Origin of the sequence: Alteromonas confluentis, from assembly GCF_001757105.1 — a bacterium.
In the GTDB taxonomy this organism is placed as follows: Bacteria; Pseudomonadota; Gammaproteobacteria; order Enterobacterales; family Alteromonadaceae; genus Alteromonas; species Alteromonas confluentis.
On record NZ_MDHN01000010.1, the window covers coordinates 173,595 to 194,957 of the forward strand.

General features: G+C 48.0%; 17 protein-coding genes and 1 tRNA gene. 10 read left to right on the forward strand and 8 right to left on the reverse strand.

What is annotated here, in order from left to right:
* The first annotated feature begins 21 nt into the window (after positions 1–21).
* Both BFC18_RS05335 and BFC18_RS05340 read left to right on the forward strand, forming a co-directional pair.
* Positions 22–2,832, forward strand: coding sequence for a hypothetical protein (locus tag BFC18_RS05335; RefSeq protein WP_070124166.1), 2,811 nt, complete (start codon positions 22–24; stop codon positions 2,830–2,832).
* On the forward strand, positions 2,829–4,391 hold the full coding sequence (locus BFC18_RS05340) for a PKD domain-containing protein (protein WP_070124167.1): 1,563 nt from the start codon (positions 2,829–2,831) through the stop codon (positions 4,389–4,391). The genes BFC18_RS05335 and BFC18_RS05340 overlap by 4 nt, the downstream gene beginning before the upstream one ends.
* 135 nt (positions 4,392–4,526) lie before the next feature.
* Here BFC18_RS05340 and BFC18_RS05345 read toward each other — a convergent pair.
* The 6 genes from BFC18_RS05345 to ftsH all read right to left on the reverse strand — a co-directional run bounded on the left by BFC18_RS05345 (position 4,527) and on the right by ftsH (position 10,104).
* Positions 4,527–4,611 (reverse strand) — tRNA-Leu (locus BFC18_RS05345).
* Between the two features lie 11 nt (positions 4,612–4,622).
* Positions 4,623–5,018 carry a preprotein translocase subunit SecG gene (secG, locus tag BFC18_RS05350; protein ID WP_070124288.1) on the reverse strand — a complete coding sequence of 132 codons (396 nt, stop codon included), beginning with the start codon at positions 5,016–5,018 and terminating at the stop codon, positions 4,623–4,625.
* 10 nt (positions 5,019–5,028) lie between these two features.
* On the reverse strand, positions 5,029–5,775 hold the full coding sequence (gene tpiA / locus BFC18_RS05355) for a triose-phosphate isomerase (protein ID WP_070124168.1): 747 nt from the start codon (positions 5,773–5,775) through the stop codon (positions 5,029–5,031).
* Positions 5,776–5,869: 94 nt separating this feature from the next.
* Positions 5,870–7,213 carry a phosphoglucosamine mutase gene (gene glmM / locus BFC18_RS05360; RefSeq protein ID WP_070124169.1) on the reverse strand — a complete coding sequence of 448 codons (1,344 nt, stop codon included), beginning with the start codon at positions 7,211–7,213 and terminating at the stop codon, positions 5,870–5,872.
* A gap of 1 nt (position 7,214) precedes the next feature.
* Complete coding sequence (gene folP / locus BFC18_RS05365) at positions 7,215–8,057, reverse strand: dihydropteroate synthase (RefSeq protein WP_070124170.1); 843 nt, start codon at positions 8,055–8,057, stop codon at positions 7,215–7,217.
* 97 nt (positions 8,058–8,154) lie between these two features.
* The gene (ftsH, locus tag BFC18_RS05370; protein ID WP_070124171.1) at positions 8,155–10,104 is read right to left on the reverse strand and encodes an ATP-dependent zinc metalloprotease FtsH; all 1,950 of its coding nucleotides are present in this window, start codon (positions 10,102–10,104) and stop codon (positions 8,155–8,157) included.
* A 459-nt stretch (positions 10,105–10,563) separates the two neighbouring features.
* Here ftsH and yhbY point away from each other — a divergent pair, with 459 nt between their 5' ends.
* Together yhbY and BFC18_RS05380 are read left to right on the forward strand one after the other, a co-directional pair.
* The gene (yhbY, locus tag BFC18_RS05375; protein ID WP_070124172.1) at positions 10,564–10,857 is read left to right on the forward strand and encodes a ribosome assembly RNA-binding protein YhbY; all 294 of its coding nucleotides are present in this window, start codon (positions 10,564–10,566) and stop codon (positions 10,855–10,857) included.
* A gap of 94 nt (positions 10,858–10,951) precedes the next feature.
* Positions 10,952–11,746 carry an SDR family NAD(P)-dependent oxidoreductase gene (locus BFC18_RS05380; RefSeq protein WP_083272929.1) on the forward strand — a complete coding sequence of 265 codons (795 nt, stop codon included), beginning with the start codon at positions 10,952–10,954 and terminating at the stop codon, positions 11,744–11,746.
* 47 nt (positions 11,747–11,793) lie between these two features.
* On the opposite strand, the gene BFC18_RS05385 is transcribed toward BFC18_RS05380, so the two are convergent.
* Together BFC18_RS05385 and BFC18_RS05390 are read right to left on the reverse strand one after the other, a co-directional pair.
* On the reverse strand, positions 11,794–12,879 hold the full coding sequence (locus BFC18_RS05385; RefSeq protein ID WP_070124173.1) for a DUF2891 domain-containing protein: 1,086 nt from the start codon (positions 12,877–12,879) through the stop codon (positions 11,794–11,796).
* Positions 12,880–12,898: 19 nt separating this feature from the next.
* Positions 12,899–15,304: a Lon protease family protein gene (locus tag BFC18_RS05390; protein WP_070124174.1), complete on the reverse strand. Its 2,406-nt coding sequence runs from the start codon at positions 15,302–15,304 to the stop codon at positions 12,899–12,901.
* 276 nt (positions 15,305–15,580) lie between these two features.
* On the opposite strand from BFC18_RS05390, the gene BFC18_RS05395 reads away from it, so the two are divergent.
* From BFC18_RS05395 to rlmH, 6 genes are all read left to right on the forward strand, one after another.
* Complete coding sequence (locus tag BFC18_RS05395) at positions 15,581–16,117, forward strand: SRPBCC family protein (protein WP_070124175.1); 537 nt, start codon at positions 15,581–15,583, stop codon at positions 16,115–16,117.
* Positions 16,118–16,234: 117 nt separating this feature from the next.
* Positions 16,235–18,841: a leucine--tRNA ligase gene (leuS, locus tag BFC18_RS05400; RefSeq protein ID WP_070124176.1), complete on the forward strand. Its 2,607-nt coding sequence runs from the start codon at positions 16,235–16,237 to the stop codon at positions 18,839–18,841.
* Positions 18,841–19,359, forward strand: a complete 519-nt coding sequence (locus BFC18_RS05405; protein WP_070124178.1) for an LPS-assembly lipoprotein LptE — start codon at positions 18,841–18,843, stop codon at positions 19,357–19,359. The genes leuS and BFC18_RS05405 overlap by 1 nt, the downstream gene beginning before the upstream one ends.
* Before the next feature lie 9 nt (positions 19,360–19,368).
* Complete coding sequence (holA, locus tag BFC18_RS05410) at positions 19,369–20,394, forward strand: DNA polymerase III subunit delta (protein ID WP_070124180.1); 1,026 nt, start codon at positions 19,369–19,371, stop codon at positions 20,392–20,394.
* 91 nt (positions 20,395–20,485) lie between these two features.
* Positions 20,486–20,803 (forward strand): ribosome silencing factor, encoded by a 318-nt coding sequence (gene rsfS / locus BFC18_RS05415; RefSeq protein WP_070124181.1) that lies wholly within the window; start codon positions 20,486–20,488, stop codon positions 20,801–20,803.
* Between the two features lie 88 nt (positions 20,804–20,891).
* Positions 20,892–21,362, forward strand: a complete 471-nt coding sequence (gene rlmH / locus BFC18_RS05420) for a 23S rRNA (pseudouridine(1915)-N(3))-methyltransferase RlmH (protein WP_070124183.1) — start codon at positions 20,892–20,894, stop codon at positions 21,360–21,362.
* Position 21,363: the final 1 nt, after the last annotated feature.

Here is a 21,363-nt window from a genome sequence, read left to right on the forward strand (position 1 = left end):
ATTTAAGGAGTACATAGGAATATGCCAGACCCAATTTTTGTAAGAAAATTGTACCCGGTAGAAAGTGCGGGCTACGGCCAGAATTCCGAGGACATCGGCGAAGGTTTCTCGATACCAGTTCCGTGCGCTTGGGCGGTAACAGCTAACTTGGCGTTCGCTGGCCGGGGGGAAGTACCAAGCCACAGCGCAAAGCGCGTTGTATGGAAAGATTTTGGCCTGACGGATATGACCATCTCAATCCGGCATTATGAGGATTTCGCACACCGGATGTCTGGTCCCGCTTTCCGTTTTAATGGCCCTTATGACTTCCTGTTTATAGACATCAAAGGTACTACTGTAGATTTCTACCACAGTACCGATGAAGGACTTTCCCAGCTTGATTCAGTGTCGCATACGCTTGGCTATGGTACTGGAGACGAATACGAAGCCACGTTCGAAATGAATGGGAACACATTCAGGGTTTATATCGAAGGTGTTTTAAAGGCTACGTTCACGTCTGATGTCAATATGGGGAGTACCATCCACGGACTGAACAATCGTAGTGACAGGGCCGCTAGCCTTGGTGACATTACTTACACCAATCAGCTGGGTATCTCTACCATTATTGTTCCAGACGATCCCATCCCGCCAGTGATTACAGACACTCAAGGTACTGTCATCCTTACCCAGGGTGATACCTACGTAGAAACAGCAACGGCCGAAGATAACGTTGACGGTGTAATCTCACAGTTTATTGAGTACGAGGATTTAAAGGGTGTCCCAACGGTAGTGACCACAGATACAGTAGGCACATACGACTACTTTCTGAAGATTCGGGATAACAACAATAACGAAACGAGGCTATCCAAAAGGGTGATAGTCGAGGATGCACTGGTAACTGAAAAGGCAGCAAACAGAATGGCAAACGCGAGAGAGAGTATCAACACTAACGAGTCATTAATGGAATTGATTCTGACGGGTGCCACACCGGGCTATCAATCATATTTGGTTCAGGCTCACCATGAAAACGACCCGTCAGACGTTCTCTTTAATACATCCGTCGAGTTTAATAATGGCGTGGCGTCTATTAGTGTTGATCGCCCCGTAGGATTCCCTTTTACTGGTGCGGTGTTTGAGGGAGCGTATCCATTTGACAACGGAACGGCAATTGTGGGCGCGACTAGCGGGACACTTTATTGCTACGCAAACGAAGCGATTTCCTCTGCATCAACACTACCGGATAACGTTGTTGCTATCGAGGGTGTCCCAATTGATGGTGATAGAAATGTTCGTACTGCGAAAGGCGGCATTGTTGCGTACCGTAACGGATTCTTCGAGTATGTGCCGGACGGCGCGTTCGATCACTTGGAGCCAGATACTACGGACACAGACACTTTCGAGTATATGCTCCCTGGCGGTGTCACACGAAGTCTAACCATAACAATTCTTGCCTCAATTATGGTTGAGGAAAATATTGCTGAAAACTCGACAGACACCACTATTACCTATGCCTATGCTGAGGGTGATACGTATGAAGTCGCGTTTGATGTGACAGGGCGTACTACGGGCGATATTTTACCTCTTGCTATTGGTGACACCACTTTTACACCGCGCTATACATTTGACCGCGATGGGCGTGAAGTCTGGCATTTAAAGATACCGGCTAATTGCAGTCAAATTGTACTAACACATCAAAACGGTTTTGACGGTACAACCGACGGGTTGCACGTTAAGCGTGTCAAAAAGCCTTCCACGGTTATTGCGCCCAGAAGGCTTGATGTAAGTCAGGTTAATCAGCGGCAGCAACCGCCTAATTGTCCCGTCGAAGGTAATTGTGTTATTCGCCCTGCACTGGAAACCGTGTTAGATCCCGCGACACTTAGCGACTACACATTCACGGAAGACATCACAGGCGAAACGCTGGGAGCTAACGGCGGACGATTAGGCTACCGTGCTAGTAGCGGTGGCAACTTCCGTTTTGTAGATTGCCGCTCCATTGAGAAAAAAGAAGCTATCAGTATGTATGGCGGTCTCGGTGATGTTCTCATAGTAGATAACCTATGGTGTGAGGGGGGATACCCTGCGAGTGAAGATGGCCCGTGGGAGTTCGAACTTGGCATTTCAAATGGAACGACCAACGGTGACGGTGTTGCATCTGTGTACATCACCAACACATATATCGACCTGAAAAAATCCTCCATTAACGGCGGGTATAGCGGCGGGAATAACACTGACTGTCTCGTAATGAACGATAATGCTCACAGTCTAGCAGAGCAGTCCCTTAACCTGTTCAATGGCGCGTTTTATAACGGCGGCGACGGCAACCTTGATTGTAAGATTACCAATATCCTGAACTATGCCGAATTCGGATACTCGTTCCGTAATATTCGTCAGCACCCTAAGAATATTGGTATTCATGCCAACGTTAAGCACTTAGGAACGCCTCCAGATCCTGGTTATAGTCATCAGGCCCAGTGGCTCGGTTATACAGACAGTAAATCTTTGTTATTTAACTGTGAGATTGCCGGCCAACGGGTAGTGGATATTACTGACGCGGACGTCAGCGAGTACACGGATAGGTCTCCATCTGATATCCCTAACAAATTCATCGTCCTGAAGACGCAACCCAATATCCCGGATACACTACAGTCAGCTTTTGATGAAATTGAAGGCCAATACAAACTGTCGGCGGATACTGAATGGATCGACCTGCCAAAAATTACTGTGGGGCATTGTGGGGATTTGCGTTGGCGTCCAACGCTACCCGCAGGCACGTATGACTTCCGCACCCGTACCATTCTAGGTACGCAAACCAGCGCATGGGTTAACAATAACGGGGTTGTTTTATTATGAGCCTACCACTAGTCAACACTATGCAATATGGTATCAGGGGTAATACTGCCGCCCCTGTTATCACTGAATCGGGGGTCGCTGGCTTTTGCCGGTTAGATTCCACCGGCCTTGTATCAGGGCTGCTGGCTACGGATGACGAGCAGGGCGATATTAGCCTTGCCATTCAGCCGGACGGTGAGTTTTACGCAGGGCACTTAGGCGACTTCGAACACCCGTTTATCGTTCGCGATAAGTGGGGGAACACCGCTACGTATACTACGACGATATCTGTTATAGGCGAGTACAAACTAAGCCCGACGCCTTATTATGACGGGTTTGATGAGTTGCACGACTATTGGACACAACAGAGCGGCACGTTTTCGGCAGTAAACGGCTCGCTGATGGGTACCGGGGATTTACCTTCTCGCCCTTGGTGGCTAGCAACTGTCGATGGTGACAGTAATGCTCACGTTCAGGCTACATTCAATCTGAATGGCACAGCAGCAAGTAACGTTGCTGTCGTGCTGAGATATAAAGATAACAACAACCACATATATGCCACATACGAAGCAAACAACGGCTTCTGCGTAGTAAAGCGTGAAAACGGGAGCTTTAATGTTGCGCTTGGTAATACTGGAGTAGAAATACCGGCAAATGATGACTTTGAAGTGGGACTTCGGGCCGTTAGGGATGAGATAACCTTATTCTTTAACGGCTCCCCAGTTGGTAGCTTCAAAGATGACTTTAACCTTTACGAGAGCCAGCACGGCGTAATGCTGTTCGATAACGCCCAAGAAGTGAAAGAGTTTCGCATTGCGGCGTCTGACAGTGAGGTTTCCCAGCTGACGGGCACAGAGCCATTCCCCACTGAGGCTCCAAATATGAAACCAACAGCTTTCGCCACAACATCAACCCCGACTGTCACACCCGGCGATAGCGTAGTGCTGGATTCATCTGGCAGTATCGACAACGACGGTACCATAGTTAGCCGAACCTGGACGCTCACAACCGCGCAGCAGGGCGTGACGTTCTATGATGCAACGGCAGCAATAGCGACGGCCAGTGGTCTCACTGAGCCGGGAACTTATACGTTCCGTGTCACAGTAACAGACGATGACGGTGAAACATCTAGTGCTGATGTGAGCGTTACTGTTCTCGCTGCTAACTCTCGCGACCTAGTGGCCGCTCTTGAGCTTGTACGCTGCGAGATAGTCCACGATGAAAACCTGCAGATCTTCGAAGGCTATGGTAACCGCGAAAAAATAGGATTCAGACCTGACAACGAAGTTGGCCTCCCTATCAGAAACGGCATGATAGATTGGTCCGACAGCCGATGGGATAGAGTTGAGGTCATAGCGGGCATTGACTCTAAGATTTCTACGAACGACGCATTATACTCAATAGATAATGAGTGGCTCCGGCTTAGACTGGGGGATTTAAAATTAAGCAACTCAACGACTCTCGAACTAACGTTCGTTGCATATGTGAAGGAAGAGCCTCTAGGGTTCGTTCTCACTGCAAATCATCAGATACCGTTGGCCAAAGCGTCAGTGTTTAGAAAGAGATTCCAGGGCCAGTAAAAGGAGTTTAAACACCGGTCAAAGCGTCGTTCTGTCCGGCGCTATTGTTCAAACTAAGTTGCGCTATTGTTCAAACTAAGTGCGCGGCTACATTTAGGCATAAAAAAACCCGGCTAATTAGCCGGGCTTTTTATTTGGTGCGGAAAGCGGGACTTGAACCCGCACGACCGAAGTCACCACCCCCTCAAGATGGCGTGTCTACCAATTCCACCACTTCCGCAAAATCGTTAATTAATTACTTGGGATGTCGCTTTCAGCGCTATCCGTTGCTGGTACATCAGATGCAGGAACATCAGAGGCATCTACAGCAGGTACATCATCAACAGGAACCACTGGCGCTTGTTGCTCAGCCGCTGGAACTTCTAAATCATCCCAGCTATCGCCTTGTTTTTCTGCATTTGCAGTGATGTTACCTAAAAATAAACTCAGTACAAAAAACAGCGTAGCCAATATCGATGTGGTTTTGGTCATAAAATTACCAGAACCACTTGAACCGAATACGGTGTTTGAACCGCCACTACCGAATGAAGCTCCCATGTTTGCGCCTTTACCCTGTTGGATAAGAACGAAACCAATTAGCATCAGCGCTACAATCAGGTAAGCGACTAAAAGCACTTCGTATAACATAATATCCTCGTCAATATGCCGCTTGGCAGATTGCATTAAAATCTTTCGCTTTGAGGCTCGCGCCACCAATAAGACCACCGTCTATATCAGCTTGGCCGAACAACTCTTTCGCGTTATCTGGTTTTACACTGCCACCATACAGGATTTGCATGGAATCAGCGAGCTTACCATCGTAGGAAGCGATAAACTGACGAATGAATGCGTGAACATCCTGCGCTTCCTGTGGCGATGCCGTTACACCTGTGCCGATGGCCCAGATAGGCTCATAAGCAATAACTGCGTCACCGAGTTGCGATACCGGAATGCGGTCGAACACGGCTTTAAGCTGTGCTTCCACATACTCGTTAACTTTGCCCGCTTCTCTTACTGAGAGCGGTTCACCGCAACAAATAATGGGTGTTATACCTGCTTCGATTAATTTAGCCGCCTTTTCAGCCACTAATTCGCTCGATTCGCCGTGGTCATCTCTGCGTTCAGAGTGACCAACGATGCAATACTTGCACTCAAAATCGTTGAGCATAGAAACGGATAAATCACCTGTGTGAGCACCGTTATCGCAAGCACTTACGTCCTGAGCACCAACTGGGATTCTACCCTCTGAGAATTCTGCAATAAGAATACTCGGTGGACATAATGCAACATCCATTGAGGATAAAAATTTAGTATCGAAATCTTTGATAAATTCTTTTACTAAAGAACGGGTCCCGTTCATTTTCCAGTTGCCTGCAACCAGAAGCTTTCTTTTGTTTATATTCACAATAAGACCTAGCCCTGTCTCGAAGCGGGCGTGATATTAACGATTCCCGCTCTATTATACAAGTCCCAAAAACACATTATTTTCGACGAATCAATCAATTGGCCACTTTACGTACAGCATCGGCGATAAATTCAGCCCATTTCAGAGATTGCATCTCATCATCAGACTCAACCATAACCCGGATCAACGGTTCTGTACCACTCTTACGCAGCAATACGCGCCCGGATTTACCCAGTGATCCTTCGGCTTCTGTTACCGAGTCTTTGACAGCCTTATTCTCGAGGGGATTTGATGCACTTTCTTCATAACGAACGTTAATCAGTTTCTGCGGGAACTTCTCGAAGCCACCACTGAGATCGTGCAAGTCCATACCTGAACGCAACATCGCGGTAATAACCTGAAGGCCTGCGACAATACCGTCACCTGTTGATGCAATATTGAGGTTAAGCACATGACCGCTATTCTCACCACCAATTGCCCACCCTTTCTGTTGCAGCAACTCCATGACGTATCGGTCGCCTACCGCACTTCTGGCGAATGGAATACTCAGTTTGCTCAGTGCAACTTCAAGACCCAGGTTACTCATAAGTGTTCCCACTACACCACCAGACAATCGGCCTGACTTCAGTGCGTCGCGGGCAATGATGTAAAGGATTTGGTCACCATCAAGCACATTACCTAAATGATCGACTAACATAATACGGTCGCCGTCGCCGTCGAGGGCAAAGCCAAGGTCGGCCCCTGTTTCCAGTACTTTATCAACGGTGGCCTTCATACTGGTAGCGCCAACTTTGTCGTTGATATTCAACCCGTCGGGCTTGGTACCAATTTCGATGACTTCAGCACCGAGTTCAGACAACACATTTGGCGCAATATGGTAAGTAGCGCCATGGGCACAATCGACAACAATCTTCATGCCTTTAAGAGACAAGTCAGAAGGAAATGAACCTTTACAGAACTCAATATAGCGACCTGCCGCGTCGTTGATCCGCGTGGCTTTACCTAACTGATTGGAAGCCACGCAAGTCATTGGCTTATCCATCATGGCTTCAATAGCCAGCTCAATATCGTCATCCAGTTTATAACCATCAGCGGAAAAGAACTTTATTCCATTGTCATAATAAGGATTATGGGAAGCAGAAATAACGATACCCGCTTCGGAACGGAAAGTTTTAGTGAGGTAGGCAATAGCAGGTGTAGGCATCGGGCCTAACAAGCCGATATTAATACCGGCTGCTGACAAACCAGCCTCTAACGCAGATTCCAGCATGTAACCAGAAATTCTCGTGTCCTTACCGATAAGCACTTTATTCGTACCGTGACCCGCCAGTATTTTTCCGGCAGCCCAGCCCAATTTGGTGACAAATTCAGGGTTGATAGCACTTTCCCCTACCTTTCCCCGAATACCATCTGTACCAAAATATTTGCGCTGACCCATTTCAGGCTCCTTGGATTATCTTTTGAATTTGTTGAATCTTGTTTACTATTTTTATCGCATCCACGGTTTCTTCTACGTCGTGAACACGAATAATTTTTGCGCCCATTTGTGCCGAAATCGTTGCCAATGCAAGACTCCCAGCCAGACGCTGATCAGTCGGCTTATTGAGCAACTGACCTATCATTGATTTTCGCGACATTCCCACCAATAGCGGGTAGCCTAAATGCTGAACACGTTGCATTTCGGCAAGCAGCTGATAATTATGGTCTAGGGTTTTACCAAAACCAAACCCAGGATCGAGGATAATGTTTGCATCATCAATACCCGCTTGCTTGCAAGCATCTACCCGCTCAAGCAAAAAATTGATCACTTCATCTGCAATATCCGTGTATTCCGGCGATGTCTGCATCGAATCAGGTTGACCCTGCATATGCATTAAACATACAGGCACACCCGCTGCCGCTGAAACCTCAAGTGCCCCTGGCTCCTGCAGGGCGCGAACGTCATTAATTAACCCTGCCCCGGCGTTTACCGATTCACGAATTACAGCAGCTTTACTGGTGTCGACAGAAATTACCGCTTCGGTTTGCCCCGCTAATTTTTCAATTACCGGTATCACTCTATCTAGCTCTTCTTGTTCAGACACTTCTGGCGCGCCAGGACGAGTAGACTCGCCACCTATATCAATAAAGGTTGCACCGGCTTTTACCATGGCATGCGCGTGGGCGCAGGCCTTTTCAACCGTATTGTGTTTTCCTCCATCAGAAAAGGAATCCGGTGTGACATTGAGTATACCCATTACGTGGGCAAGAGAGAGGTCTATTTCGGTATGTTTAAAGTGCATAACGTATATCTATCATTATGAATATATTCAGGAAAACACAAGAGGATTTGTGGAGGTAAAACAAAAAGCGCCAGTAGAAACTGGCGCTTTTAGCTCTTTAGCTTGGCAGGTCGCCGGGCTTTCCTACCGATGGTTTATTTAAACCATCATCGGTAATTTCACCCTCGCGAGCAGGCTTTCCACCTGGAGGCGTGTCGCCACCTTTCGGCGCACGATCGTCCCAATCAGAAGGTGGACGAACGTCACGGCGTGCCATCAGATCGTCGATTTGTTTGGCGTCGATGGTTTCATACTTCATTAGTGCATCTTTCATGGAGTGTAGAATATCGATATTCTCTTCCAAAATTTTGTATGCACGGTCGTAGTTAGAATCGATGAAAGACTTCACTTCAGCGTCGATGGCACGGGCTGTGTCATCAGACATGTGAGAAGCTTTAGACATTGACTTGCCTAAGAAAACTTCACCTTCATCTTCTGCGTACAACATTGGGCCCATTTTGGTAGACAGACCCCACTGCGTCACCATCTTGCGAGCAATTTCGGTTGCACGCTCGATGTCGTTTGACGCACCCGTTGTCACCATGTCATCGCCATAAATGATTTGCTCGGCAATACGACCACCAAACAGACTTGAAATCATACTTTCAAGATGCTGTTTAGAATGGCTAACACGATCCTGCTCAGGCAGATACATGGTTACACCCAATGCACGGCCACGAGGAATAATGGACACTTTATAAACAGGATCATGCTCTGGCACTAAACGACCCACAATGGCGTGACCCGCTTCGTGGTAAGCCGTCATGGCTTTTTCGTTCTCAGACATCACCATAGACTTACGCTCTGCGCCCATCATGATTTTGTCTTTTGCTTTTTCGAACTCTTCCATGGCAACCACGCGTTTATTCGCACGAGCTGCGAATAGGGCCGCTTCGTTAACCAGGTTAGCAAGATCAGCACCGGAGAAACCAGGTGTACCACGAGCGATAACCGCCGCTTCCACATTGTCGCCAATTGGCACCTTGCGCATGTGTACTTTCAGAATTTGCTCACGTCCACGGATGTCCGGCAGACCAACAATTACCTGACGGTCGAAACGACCAGGACGCAGTAATGCAGGGTCTAGTACGTCAGGACGGTTGGTCGCGGCAATAACGATAATGCCTTCGTGACCTTCAAAACCATCCATTTCAACCAGCATTTGGTTCAGGGTTTGCTCGCGCTCGTCGTGACCCCCACCTAGTCCAGCACCACGCTGACGTCCTACGGCATCGATTTCATCAATGAAAATGATACACGGAGCGGCTTTCTTCGCTTGTTCGAACATATCACGAACACGCGAGGCACCCACACCCACAAACATTTCAACGAAGTCAGAACCAGAAATAGAGAAGAACGGCACTTTCGCTTCACCAGCAATGGCCTTGGCTAGCAGCGTTTTACCGGTTCCCGGAGGACCAACCATCAGTACGCCTTTAGGAATTTTACCGCCTAGCTTCTGGAACTTAGAAGGATCGCGCAGAAAATCTACCAGCTCTACCACGTCTTCTTTGGCTTCATCACAACCTGCGACGTCAGCAAACGTCGTTTTAATTTGGTCTTCGCCAAGCAGACGCGCCTTGCTCTTACCAAATGACATGGCACCACGGCCACCGCCACCCTGCATCTGACGCATGAAGAAAATCCATACGGCGATAAGCAGTAACATGGGGAACCATGAAATGAAAATGGAAGTAAGAATAGAAGGCTGTTCAGGTGGTACACCTAATACACGCACATCTTTCTTCACCAAGTCAGAAATAAGCTGGTCATCGAAATAAGGGATGTAGGTAACGAAAGAGTCGCCACTACGTCTGGTACCGCGAATTTCTTTCGCATCACTGTTGATGCGAACTTCACGGATATTTCCCTGATTTGCTTCTTTCAGGAATGTTGTGTAATCCGTTTGGTCTTTTGTCGATTCACCAGGAGAAAAACTCTGAAATACCGACATCAGGACAACGGCGATAACCAACCATAAAATTAAATTTTTTGCCATATCGCTCAAGCTATTAACCTCTAAAAAAACCGGAACATCCGGGGACTAATGACAATTGAATGCCCGTCACGCTTTGATAAATAAGCAAATGCTCTACCATAACGCTTTGCCTTCCCTTTGTTTCCGTACGAAATGCGATCCTTACTTCGTCAAATTACAGCCTACTACAAAATAATGCCTGTAGCCACCTAATACACGGCGAAACCGAGGCGTCAAACGTGCAAGGTGAATTAAGCTGATCACATCGTAATCATTACGTGCTGACCGCCCATTGTGTTCAAAAGTCAGATTAAGAAGACTTCATTATCACAACTTTCCCATAAACATCCGTTAAAACAGCTTAACATCTACACCATTTGCTTATTTTTTGGCATTCCGGAGGAATGTCATTGGGATTGTGTCGAAGATGGCGTTAGAATACGTAAATTCAAGACGTAACCTATTTTTAATTGTAAGAAATCCGAATAAATGAAACTTTCAAATAAACAGAAACAATTCCTCAAGGGCCTTGCCCACTCTATTAAACCTGTCGTACAACTTGGCGCGAATGGACTCACTGAGGGCGTTGTGGCTGAAATTGACCATGCCCTTTCACATCACGAACTGATCAAAGTGAAAGTGCCGACAGACGACAAAGAAGAAAAAGCACTCATCATGGACGCCATCATTCGTGAGACCGAGTCAGTAAAGGTACAGGCTATTGGCCATGTACTTATTCTGTTCCGTCCAAGCGAAGAGCGTAAAATTCAGTTGCCAAAATAATAATTCTGTTTTCGCTGAATCATTTGTAACAACTTTGTAAACATATTGGTCCGAGGTAAACTTACGTTAACGTAAACGTTTATCAGGACTCAATATGGTGGAAAAAGTTAATCCCCCTTCAGAAACAACGCCAATGGCAGCTGTCATTACCGGTGGCAGTTCAGGGCTAGGTTTCGCAACTGCACAACGACTGTGCCAACATGGCTATCGTGTCGCCCTTTTCGATATCAACCAGGATGCAGGTAGTGAAGCCGCAGCAAAACTGGGCCCTCTCGCACATTTTTTTGGCGTTGATGTTTGTGATGAACATCAGGTTGCCGGTGCACTTGCTGAATTTAAACAAATAGTCGGACACATTAACCTTTGTGTTAATTGTGCAGGCATCGCACCTGCAAAACGCTTACTCAATCGTGACGGTGAGGCGGTCGCCCTGTCTCACTTTACCAATGTGATTAATATTAACCTTATTGGTACGTTTAACGTGGCCCGGTTGGTAGCAAAGACAATGGCGGCACAACAACTTAATGCGCAAGGTGAGCGAGGTGTCATCATTAACACCGCGTCAATTGCTGGCTTTGAAGGTCAGATAGGCCAGACCGCGTATGCATCCAGCAAAGCGGCGATTATCGGTTTGACGCTACCCATGGCGCGAGACTTATCGGCCAGCGCAATCCGGGTAAACGCTATCGCGCCGGGAATAATGGGAACCCCCATGCTTCTTGCAATGCCAGAAGAGGTGCAGAGTGCGCTTGCTGCCAATGTGCCCTTCCCGAAAAGGCTGGGTCTGCCTGAAGAATTCGCACACCTGGTCATGCACATTGCTGCGAATAGTTACATTAATGGGGAAACCATCAGATTGGACGGCGCATTACGTATGCCGCCGAAATGAAAAAGGGGAATAACCTTCCCCTTTCCTTATATTGATTTTCGACTGTGCTAAAGCCCTTCACGCTGTTGCAATGCATACACCGCAAAGCTACCCAGCCAATGCGTTCCCTGGTAATTGTTGTCGACCACAGAAGGTAATGCAGAATTAACGTGGGTATCGCCCACCGCTTTTAAATGACCATAAGTGGCTGGAAAGGCTTTTGCCATCCCGTAGAACGTCCACGCACGACTGAAGTTCAAACCATCAAGATGTACCAGCTTACCATCGCTACGATCGCCCACTTTTGCAGGTGCCAGTGTAAATGCTTTATCACGCAAGTGAGGTAAGAACGTGTCTGCCCAGGTTAAGAATGTTTTTTCATCCATGACTTTGCGCATCAAGTTGAGTTCCTCGAAGCAAGGAGACAGAAAGTCAAACCCATTAGGTTCCCATGACAGCGGACATTGTTTATCAGTCGCATACCAATCGCTGGCACGATGGGTGATTAAAGCGGCAAGTTCTTTATCACCCACAACTTGGGCGTAGTCGTAAGCCAGTGATAACCCGAACGCCGTGTTGGGATGCTCACCAGTGCGAATGGGGTAAACTAATTTAGGTAGAAAACCCTCGAACTTTTCCACCATCAATGCGGTGAGCGGAGCCAGGTTCGTTTCCAGTTCTCTGGCTAACGGGTCGTCCCATTGATGAAGTTCAGCAGCCAGCGCCAATAACCACGCCCAACCATAAGTGCGCTCATAGTTGGCATTTTCAGGCGTGTGGAAATAAGCCACCTCTTGCTCGATGTTCGCTTGTGTTATGTTGGTTTTGAGGATTTCACGAATTGCCGGCTCTTCACTGATCGTGGGAAAATGACGCAGCAAATTTACTATCATCCAATGGCCGTGCACGCTCGAATGCCAGTCAAAACACCCGTAGAAGGCGGGATGCAACGCTTTGGGCCCCTTCAGGTATTGTTTGTCAGCCAGCACCTGGTTGAGTTTATTGGGGTACTCAACCTGGGTGCAGTGTAAAGGCATTGCGGCAAGACGGCTGGCTTCTTCAACAGTTAACGATGGGGTGTTTGCAAACGTTAAGGTGGACCAAACAGACGCAGAAGTGACAACAAAAGCGCGGGTCCAGAATTTCAGCGACATCAATGTTCCTTGTTATTATTTATTCATCGTCTCCACCATTCACGATGAGGGCAATATTGTAAAGGCGATTCACCGCATGGTAGTTAACCGTGTTCTTCTTATAGCGGCCTCTGGCAGTCATTGTCCCCGCTTCCTTCTGCATAAGCAGCGTAATGGCATCATCCACCGTTGCCACGGTATAAATATGAAACTGCCCTTTTTTCACCGCATCAATTACCGCTTTATCAAGCACAAGATTAATTGCATTGGATGCCGGGATCACAACCCCCTGCTCGCCGGTCAGGCCACGATGCAAACAAAGGTCGAAATACCCTTCAATTTTTTCGTTAACGCCGCCCACGGCCTGTACTTCACCATACTGGTTAATTGAGCCTGTCACGGCCAGTGATTGGGTAGCGGGTATTTCAGTGAGGGCTGAAATCAGTGCAATGAGTTCCGCCAGCGAGGCACTATCACCATCGATATGACCATAGGATTGCTCAAGGGCAATGTTGGCAGACAACGTTAGCGGAAAGTGCTGAGCGTATTTATTGCCGAGATAGCCCGTTAGCAACATCACGCCTTTAGAGTGGATTGGCTGCCCTAATTCTACCTCACGTTCAATATCCACCACCCCGTTTGCCCCTGCATAAACGGTGGTTGTGATACGAGCGGGCGTACCAAATGCCGTTCCTCCCACTTCCAGCACCGTCAGGCCATTCACTTTACCCACCGCTTTACCTTCAGTGGCAATCAATACGTGGCCTTCCTTGATATCATTTAATAGCGCATGACTTACCCGGCCGGTACGGCGTTTTTTCGCATTCAGCGCAATTTCAATATGATCCAGTTCAAGGTGGGTATTTTGCTGTTGTGATGCAAAATAATGGGCCTCATTTATAAGCTCGATAACTTCGGCAAAGTGGGCAGAAAATTTTTGCTGATGTTCTGCCATGCGCAATGAGTATTCCACCAGCCGGTACATGGCTTTAGAAGAGATGCCCGTCATACCGATTTGCTCAACCTGATGACGAACCTTGCCGACGAAGTCGAAAACAGACTGGCGGGTTACCGGAATTTCGTAATCGAAATCCACCAGCACCCGGAAAAGTTCATCAAACTCGTCATCGTAATCCTGTAGTGTGTAGTACAGATCACGGGAACCGAGCAGGATCACCTTTACATCAAGATCAACCGGTTGCGGGTTCAATGTAATGGCATTCACCATGCCCACATCTTGTTGTGGTAAATCCATTTTTATAGAACCGGATTTAATCGCCAGTTTCAATGCGTCCCACACAAACGGCTGTTCAATCACCTGATCCACATCAAGCAGTAAATACCCCCCGTTTGCGCGGTGAATCGCTCCCGCACGAATCATCCGGTAGTTGGTATAAACGCTGCCGTGAAGGTTGGTATATTCAATTTTGCCAAACAGATTCTGATACGTGGGATTGGGCTCGTAGACAACCGGCGCGCCATCTTCGAGTTGATGACCAACCAGCACATTAGGTAAATAGAGTTCTTCCAGATACAGGCGACGGTCCAGTTCATCGGGTTTTTCGTCTTTGCTTTCTTCGGCCAGTAAAGACACGATGGTATCGACCAAATGAGACCGCATATGCCGCAAGGTTTTCAACACACCCAGCTGGCCCGCGTATTTGTGCTCTAGCACTTTGAGTAACGGACGAATTCCCTGCTCAGCTGTCTTTTTATTAAGCTGGCGTACCCGCTCAGAACTTTCCCGCTTCCAGGCGGGTAATCCTAACAAGCTCTCGCTCAGGCGGTTTTCTAAATCAGCAATTAAATCGTAAAAATACTGGCGCTTTTCATCGTCGAGTACGGCAAACTCTTCATCGGTGATGGGCTTACCGTTAACAATGGGAGCAAAGGTGATTGCATTTGATTCGTCGTATAACGCCACATCATTGGCCTGCGCATAACGTTCAACGGCATCAATGGCTTCATCGTATCGGCGTTCAAAATCCCGGGAGATGGCCGACTTCTGACGCTGATAGCCAGGGTTGTCGAAAGCAGCAGGAAAGGTATCAAGTAAATCATCAATCAGATTACTGATGTCTTTCACCAACGCTTTCCCTTCACCCGGTGCCATTCTCAGTACCACGGGTTCACGTTCTTCATCAAAATTATTCAGGTACACCCAATCTTCAGGCGCCGGTAAACTTGCCACCTGTCGTTCTATATAATCTTTTACTAAGGTAAAACGCCCCGTGGCAGGTTCGCCCATTACATAAAGATTATATCCCCGGGTTTTCACACCAAGCCCAAAAGACAAGGCTTCTCTCGCCCGTTCCTGGCCGATGAAAGAGGTATTAACTGCTTCGCTATCTTTGAGCGCTTGATTAATTTGCCGACGATTCAATTCGGGAGAAAGAGAAGGTGCTTGCAATGCTTGCACTGCACGTGGCGTACTCGAGTCGGTCATAACTTCCTGCTAGTGTTCATTCTATATTTCGGTTGAACTTACCTGTCGACCGGAATTTTTTCGTTCCGGCTCAGCAACACCTTGCTACACATACGTTCAGACACAATTTTAAGGCTAGTGAAGCGCGAAAGATCCCCACTGTCAAACCAAAAACCGGCCAAAAGTGATTATTTTCACCACTCAGGTCAAAATCGTGATGAATCAGCGCTACTTTTGCGCTTTAATGTCAAAAAATAAGATTAAATAACCAACAAAACTCACCAAGAGGGACATTGTATGAAGGCTGTCGCAGGGATATTTTTCATATTTATTTTATTTCTTGCACCAATTGCCAACGCGGGCCTGGAATCGGTAGCTGACAATGGTTTTGTGGTAACCAATATGGTGACGGTAAATGCGACGCCCGAGCAGTCATGGCATGCCCTTACCGATAATGTCGATGAATGGTGGCCCAAAGACCATAGTTGGTGGAATGGCACGTTCTCTATAACGGCCACTGCAGGAGGCTGCTTTTGTGAAACCCGCGATGCGCGGTCGGCAGAGCATATGCGTGTGGTATTTGTTGACCCGGTAAAAACCTTGCGTATGACCGGCGGCCTCGGCCCACTTCAAGGCATGGGCATGTACGGTGCGCTAGACTGGCAATTTGGCGAATCGAAGGATGTACCCGGCACCACCACAATTACCCTGCGCTATCATGTTCACGGATACGCGGATTCCGGATACACTGAACTCGCGCCGATAGTCGATCATGTGCAGGGATTACAGCTTCAGGCCCTCGCTGATTTCCTTCAACCAGGCGAAACTGACTAAATTCCCACCAGATAAGGATAAAAAGACCGCCTGACTATTGTGGGCGTCTATGGCCGTGGGTTATTCTATGCGGCTAATCACGAAGATATTACTACCAACGCGGAAGCCTAATTCACAATGGCCGAAAATCATTACAATCCCAAACAAATTGAACAAGATGTCCAGCAATACTGGGATCAAAACCAATCATTCAAAGCCGTAGAAGATAACGACAAAGAAAAATTCTACTGTCTGTCCATGTTTCCCTACCCAAGTGGACGTTTACACATGGGTCACGTGCGGAACTACACCATTGGTGACGTAATAAGCCGCTTCCAGCGAATGCAGGGTAAAAATGTACTGCAACCCATGGGCTGGGACGCTTTCGGCCTGCCTGCAGAAAATGCCGCCATTAATAACAATACCGCGCCCGCAAACTGGACTTACTCAAACATCGAGTATATGAAAGGCCAGCTTAAGTCGTTGGGTTTCGGTTACGATTGGGACCGTGAAGTGGCCACCTGTAAACCAGATTACTACCGCTGGGAACAATGGTTCTTCACCCGCCTGTATGAAAAAGGCCTGGTGTATAAGAAAAATGCAACGGTGAACTGGGACCCGGTTGACCAAACCGTACTGGCTAACGAGCAGGTTATCGATGGCCGTGGCTGGCGCTCTGGTGCACTGGTAGAACAAAAAGAAATTCCACAGTGGTTTATCAAAATTACCGATTACGCCGAAGAGCTGCTTGCTGATCTGGAGAAACTGGAAGAGTGGCCAGATCAGGTTCGTGCCATGCAAGCGAACTGGATTGGCCGTTCTGAAGGCGCAGAAATCACCTTTAAACTGACCACTCCCGCTGGCGATGTGGAAGAACTCACCGTTTACACCACCCGTCCAGACACCTTCTTTGGTGTAACGTATGTTGGCGTAGCGGCGCAGCATCCGATTGCTGAATTTGCCGCAAAGAATAGCCCTGCGCTGGCGGCATTTATTGAAGAATGCAAAAACACCAAAGTGGCAGAAGCTGAACTGGCCACGATGGAGAAGAAAGGTTGTGATACGGGCCTGACAGCCATTCACCCATTAACCGGTGAAGAGGTGCCAGTATGGGTAGCCAACTTCGTGCTGATGGGTTACGGCTCTGGCGCAGTGATGGCAGTACCTGGCCACGACCAGCGCGACTGGGAATTTGCCACCAAGTACGACTTACCGATTAAACAGGTTATTGCATCGGCCGAAGGTGCTGAGAGCGAGTGTAATCTGGCTGAATCTGCTTATACCGAGAAAGGCACATTGATTCATTCTGGCGAATTTGATGGTCTGGCATTTGAAGACGCGTTTAACGCCATTACCGATAAGCTGGAAGCTGCAGGATGTGGCTCACGTAAAGTTAACTACCGTTTGCGCGACTGGGGCGTAAGCCGTCAGCGTTATTGGGGTGCGCCTATTCCAATGCTGAACCTGGAGAACGGTGAAAGTGTTCCGGTTCCGGCAGACCAGTTACCGGTAGTACTGCCTGAAGACGTTGAAATGAATGGCGTTACCTCACCGATTAAAGCCAACCCGGAGTGGGCAAAAACCATGTTTAATGGCGAGCCAGCGCTGCGTGAAACCGACACTTTCGATACCTTTATGGAATCGTCCTGGTACTACGCTCGCTACAGCTGTGCGCAAAATGGCGACGCCATGCTCGATCCTACCCAAGCAAACTACTGGCTGCCGGTTGATCAGTATATCGGTGGTATCGAACACGCCATTCTTCACCTGCTTTACTCACGCTTCTTCCACAAGTTATTGCGTGATGAAGGTTTAGTTGATTCCGACGAACCGTTTAAGCGTCTACTATGTCAGGGCATGGTACTGGCCGATTCATACTTCAGTGAAGACGAAGCAGGCAAGAAAACCTGGTATTCACCGCTGGCCGTTTCCACCGAGAAAGACGACAAAGGGCGTATTGTTAAGGCCTGGCTGACAGAAGACGGCACACCGGTTGAGCATGGCGGCATGACCAAAATGTCGAAGTCGAAAAACAACGGTATCGATCCACAAGCTGTTATCGACCAATACGGTGCCGATACCGTACGTCTGTTCACCATGTTCGCCGCGCCACCAGAACAAACACTGGAATGGGTAGACTCAGGTGTTGAAGGGGCTAACCGTTTCCTTAGACGTATCTGGAAGCTGGTTAATGAACACCTAGAAGCGTGTGACAGCCCAGCCGCGGTAGATCCTTCTGCCCTATCAAAAGATCAACAAGCACTGCGTCGTGAAGTGCATAAGACCATCGCTAAGGTGTCTGATGATTTAGGTCGTCGTCAAACTTTCAACACGGCTGTAGCAGCGGTGATGGAATTGCTTAACCACCTGCAGAAAGCACCACAGGAAAGTAACACAGACCACGCCGTCATGCGTGAAGCGATTGAATCAGTGCTGCGCCTGCTTAACCCAATCACACCACATATCAGTCACAGCCTGTGGCAGGCACTGGGTCATACCACGCCTGTTGAACAGTCTGGCTGGCCACAGGCCGACGCGAAAGCCCTGGTGGAAGATGAAAAACTCATCGTGGTACAGGTTAACGGTAAAGTGCGTGCGAAAATCACTGTCGCCGCTGATGCCGCTAAAGATGCCATCGAGGCCGATGCGCTGGCTCAGGAAAACGTACAACAATTTATCGATGGAAAAACCGTGCGTAAAATCATCGTTGTTCCCGGTAAACTTGTGAACATTGTGGCTAACTAATGAAAGCACTAGTCAGAGGTCTGTTTTTCACTGCTGCCACGCTGGTACTTACCGGCTGTGGCTTTCACCTACGCGGCAACGAAACCTTGCCGCCCACAGTGAACTATGTGGCAGTGACATCCGCGCAGTCCCATGCGCCGCTTGCCCGGGCACTGAAAAAGCAACTGTCAGTCTATAATCTGAAAGGTGGCAACCTGAAAGACAGCCCTTCTGAAAACATGGCGGTGCTCATTAATATTCAGCCTGAACAGTTAGAACGCCGACTGCTATCGTTGTTTGCTACTGGTCAGGTAGCGGAATATGAGCTGATTTACGGGGTACGTTACACGGTGACATTCCCCGGTAAAGCGCCCCTGCCCGCCTATTTTGAAGTGCTTCGAGACTATCAGGACGATCCTCAGCAGGTACTCGCAAAGTCCAGAGAACTCGAACTGGTACTCAGCGAGATGCGTGAAGAGGCTGCGGACAAGATTATTCGACGTATTGCCAGCCAATCTACCCGCGCTGTCGCGGAATAACGGCGCATTATGCAAGTCTACCCCAACCGTTTTAATCAAGAGTTACAGCGAGGTTTAAAACCTTGCTACCTGCTGTTTGGTGATGAACCACAACAGAAATTTTCGATGATTGAAGCGCTGCGGGAAAAAGCCAAAGCGGAAGGTTTTACCGAACGTACTGTGTTTGTTGCCGACAGTGGCTTCAGCTGGAGTCAGCTTATTGAGGCGACACAATCGTTGTCGTTATTTGCCTCTCAGCAATTAATAGAACTGGAATTGCCAACCGGTAAACCTGGCACCGAAGGCAGTCAAACCTTGCAAGCCATTGCGCCCAACCTGGGTCAGGATATATTGCTTTTGGTGCACGGTCCCCGCATTGGTAAAGACGTTCAAAAAGGTAAGTGGTTCAAGGTATTGGACGACATTGGCGTGCACAGTATCTGCTATCCCCTCGAAGGCAACAACCTCAACAGTTGGATTCAGCAGGAACTTCAGCAAGCTAAACTTAACGCAGATGCAGCGTGCGTACGCATGATTGCCGACATGTGTGAAGGCAATATGCTCGCGGCCAGCCAGGAAATTCAAAAACTGTCGTTGGTGTTTGCAGGGCAAACCATCACCCCAGAACAAGTGGAAGCAGCGATTGTGGATCAATCCCGCTTTAACGTGTTTCAGTTGGTGGATGTCATGCTGGGCGGTGAACAGCAGCGTTGTATTAAAATGCTCTATCGCCTGGAAAGTGAAGGTATTGAGCCAAATATTTTGATTTGGGCGCTGGTCCGGGAATGGCAAACGCTAACCCAATTACAGGACCAGTTAAAATCCGGGCAACAAATTCAGTGGATGAAATTGGGCATATGGAAAAACCGCCAGGCGGTTTACCAGTCGGCATTGAATCGGCTTACTCCCGCGCAGATGAAGCACATCCGCCAGGAACTCGAACAAGCAGATCTCGCCTTTAAGCAATACACCGTTGTACGTCCCTACGTAAAACTTGCGCATCTTTGTATGCTGTTTATGGGCGTACCACTAGGTCACCTGCCGGTAATGGAATAAGCCCTTTCGCCTACTGGTGGGATTTAAGTTAAACTTCGCTATAGTTTAGATGTAACCAAAAACTAATTTTTGTGTGATTTGAGGAGAACTTTTGGACAGTAATCAGTTCAAACAATTCGTGTTAGATAAGATTGACGACATGAAGGCCCGCGACATCATTGAACTTGATGTAAGCGGTAAATCATCAATTACCGATTTGATGATCATCTGTTCCGGTAATTCAAAGCGCCATGTTATGGCCATCGCAGATAATCTGCATGTTGAAACCAAAAATGCCGGTCATGCACCTTTAAGCGTGGAAGGTAAAGAAACCGGTGAATGGGTACTGGTAGATTTAGGTGACATTATCGTTCACGTGATGCAAGACGAAGCCCGCGATTTCTATCAGTTAGAAAAACTCTGGGGTTAATCTAAACGAAAACGGGAAAGCATTTTCCCGTTTTTGTTTTTGCTTGTAGTTTTCAGTGGCTAACGAAAAACCGGGAAGTTGTAGAACGGTGAAAATACAGATTGTAGCAGTCGGAACGAAAATGCCGGATTGGGTAACCAAAGGTGTGGATGAATTTATCCGACGCTTTCCTGCCGATATGCCGGTGAGTTTTACAGAAATCGCTGCCGGCAAACGGGGCAAAAATGCCGATATACCTCGTATTTTGCAAAAAGAAGGCGAAGCAACACTGGCTGCAATACCCAAAGGCAACCGCATTGTAACGCTGGAGGTGACCGGTAAACCCTGGGATACCCCGCAACTCGCGCGTCAACTCGACGCCTGGAAAATGGACGGCCGGGATGTTAGCTTATTAATTGGTGGTCCTGAAGGTCTGGCGCCAGAATGCATTGCGGCTTCTGAACAGCGTTGGTCTTTATCAAATCTCACCCTTCCCCATCCATTAGTGCGCATCATTGTTACTGAGAGCCTGTACCGCGCCTGGTCAGTCACTCAAAATCACCCTTACCACAGAGAGTAGC

What these genes read in the sequence shown, in the direction of transcription:
- yhbY (WP_070124172.1), top strand. Translation starts at nt 10,564, where the DNA reads ATGAAACTTTCAAATAAACAGAAACAATTCCTCAAGGGCCTTGCCCAC.
- BFC18_RS05405 (WP_070124178.1), top strand. Translation starts at nt 18,841, where the DNA reads ATGAAAGCACTAGTCAGAGGTCTGTTTTTCACTGCTGCCACGCTGGTA.
- holA (WP_070124180.1), top strand. Translation starts at nt 19,369, where the DNA reads ATGCAAGTCTACCCCAACCGTTTTAATCAAGAGTTACAGCGAGGTTTA.
- BFC18_RS05380 (WP_083272929.1), top strand. Translation starts at nt 10,952, where the DNA reads ATGGTGGAAAAAGTTAATCCCCCTTCAGAAACAACGCCAATGGCAGCT.
- BFC18_RS05395 (WP_070124175.1), top strand. Translation starts at nt 15,581, where the DNA reads ATGAAGGCTGTCGCAGGGATATTTTTCATATTTATTTTATTTCTTGCA.
- secG (WP_070124288.1), bottom strand. Translation starts at nt 5,018, where the DNA reads ATGTTATACGAAGTGCTTTTAGTCGCTTACCTGATTGTAGCGCTGATG.
- BFC18_RS05390 (WP_070124174.1), bottom strand. Translation starts at nt 15,304, where the DNA reads ATGACCGACTCGAGTACGCCACGTGCAGTGCAAGCATTGCAAGCACCT.
- leuS (WP_070124176.1), top strand. Translation starts at nt 16,235, where the DNA reads ATGGCCGAAAATCATTACAATCCCAAACAAATTGAACAAGATGTCCAG.
- BFC18_RS05385 (WP_070124173.1), bottom strand. Translation starts at nt 12,879, where the DNA reads ATGTCGCTGAAATTCTGGACCCGCGCTTTTGTTGTCACTTCTGCGTCT.
- glmM (WP_070124169.1), bottom strand. Translation starts at nt 7,213, where the DNA reads ATGGGTCAGCGCAAATATTTTGGTACAGATGGTATTCGGGGAAAGGTA.
- BFC18_RS05340 (WP_070124167.1), top strand. Translation starts at nt 2,829, where the DNA reads ATGAGCCTACCACTAGTCAACACTATGCAATATGGTATCAGGGGTAAT.
- BFC18_RS05335 (WP_070124166.1), top strand. Translation starts at nt 22, where the DNA reads ATGCCAGACCCAATTTTTGTAAGAAAATTGTACCCGGTAGAAAGTGCG.
- folP (WP_070124170.1), bottom strand. Translation starts at nt 8,057, where the DNA reads ATGCACTTTAAACATACCGAAATAGACCTCTCTCTTGCCCACGTAATG.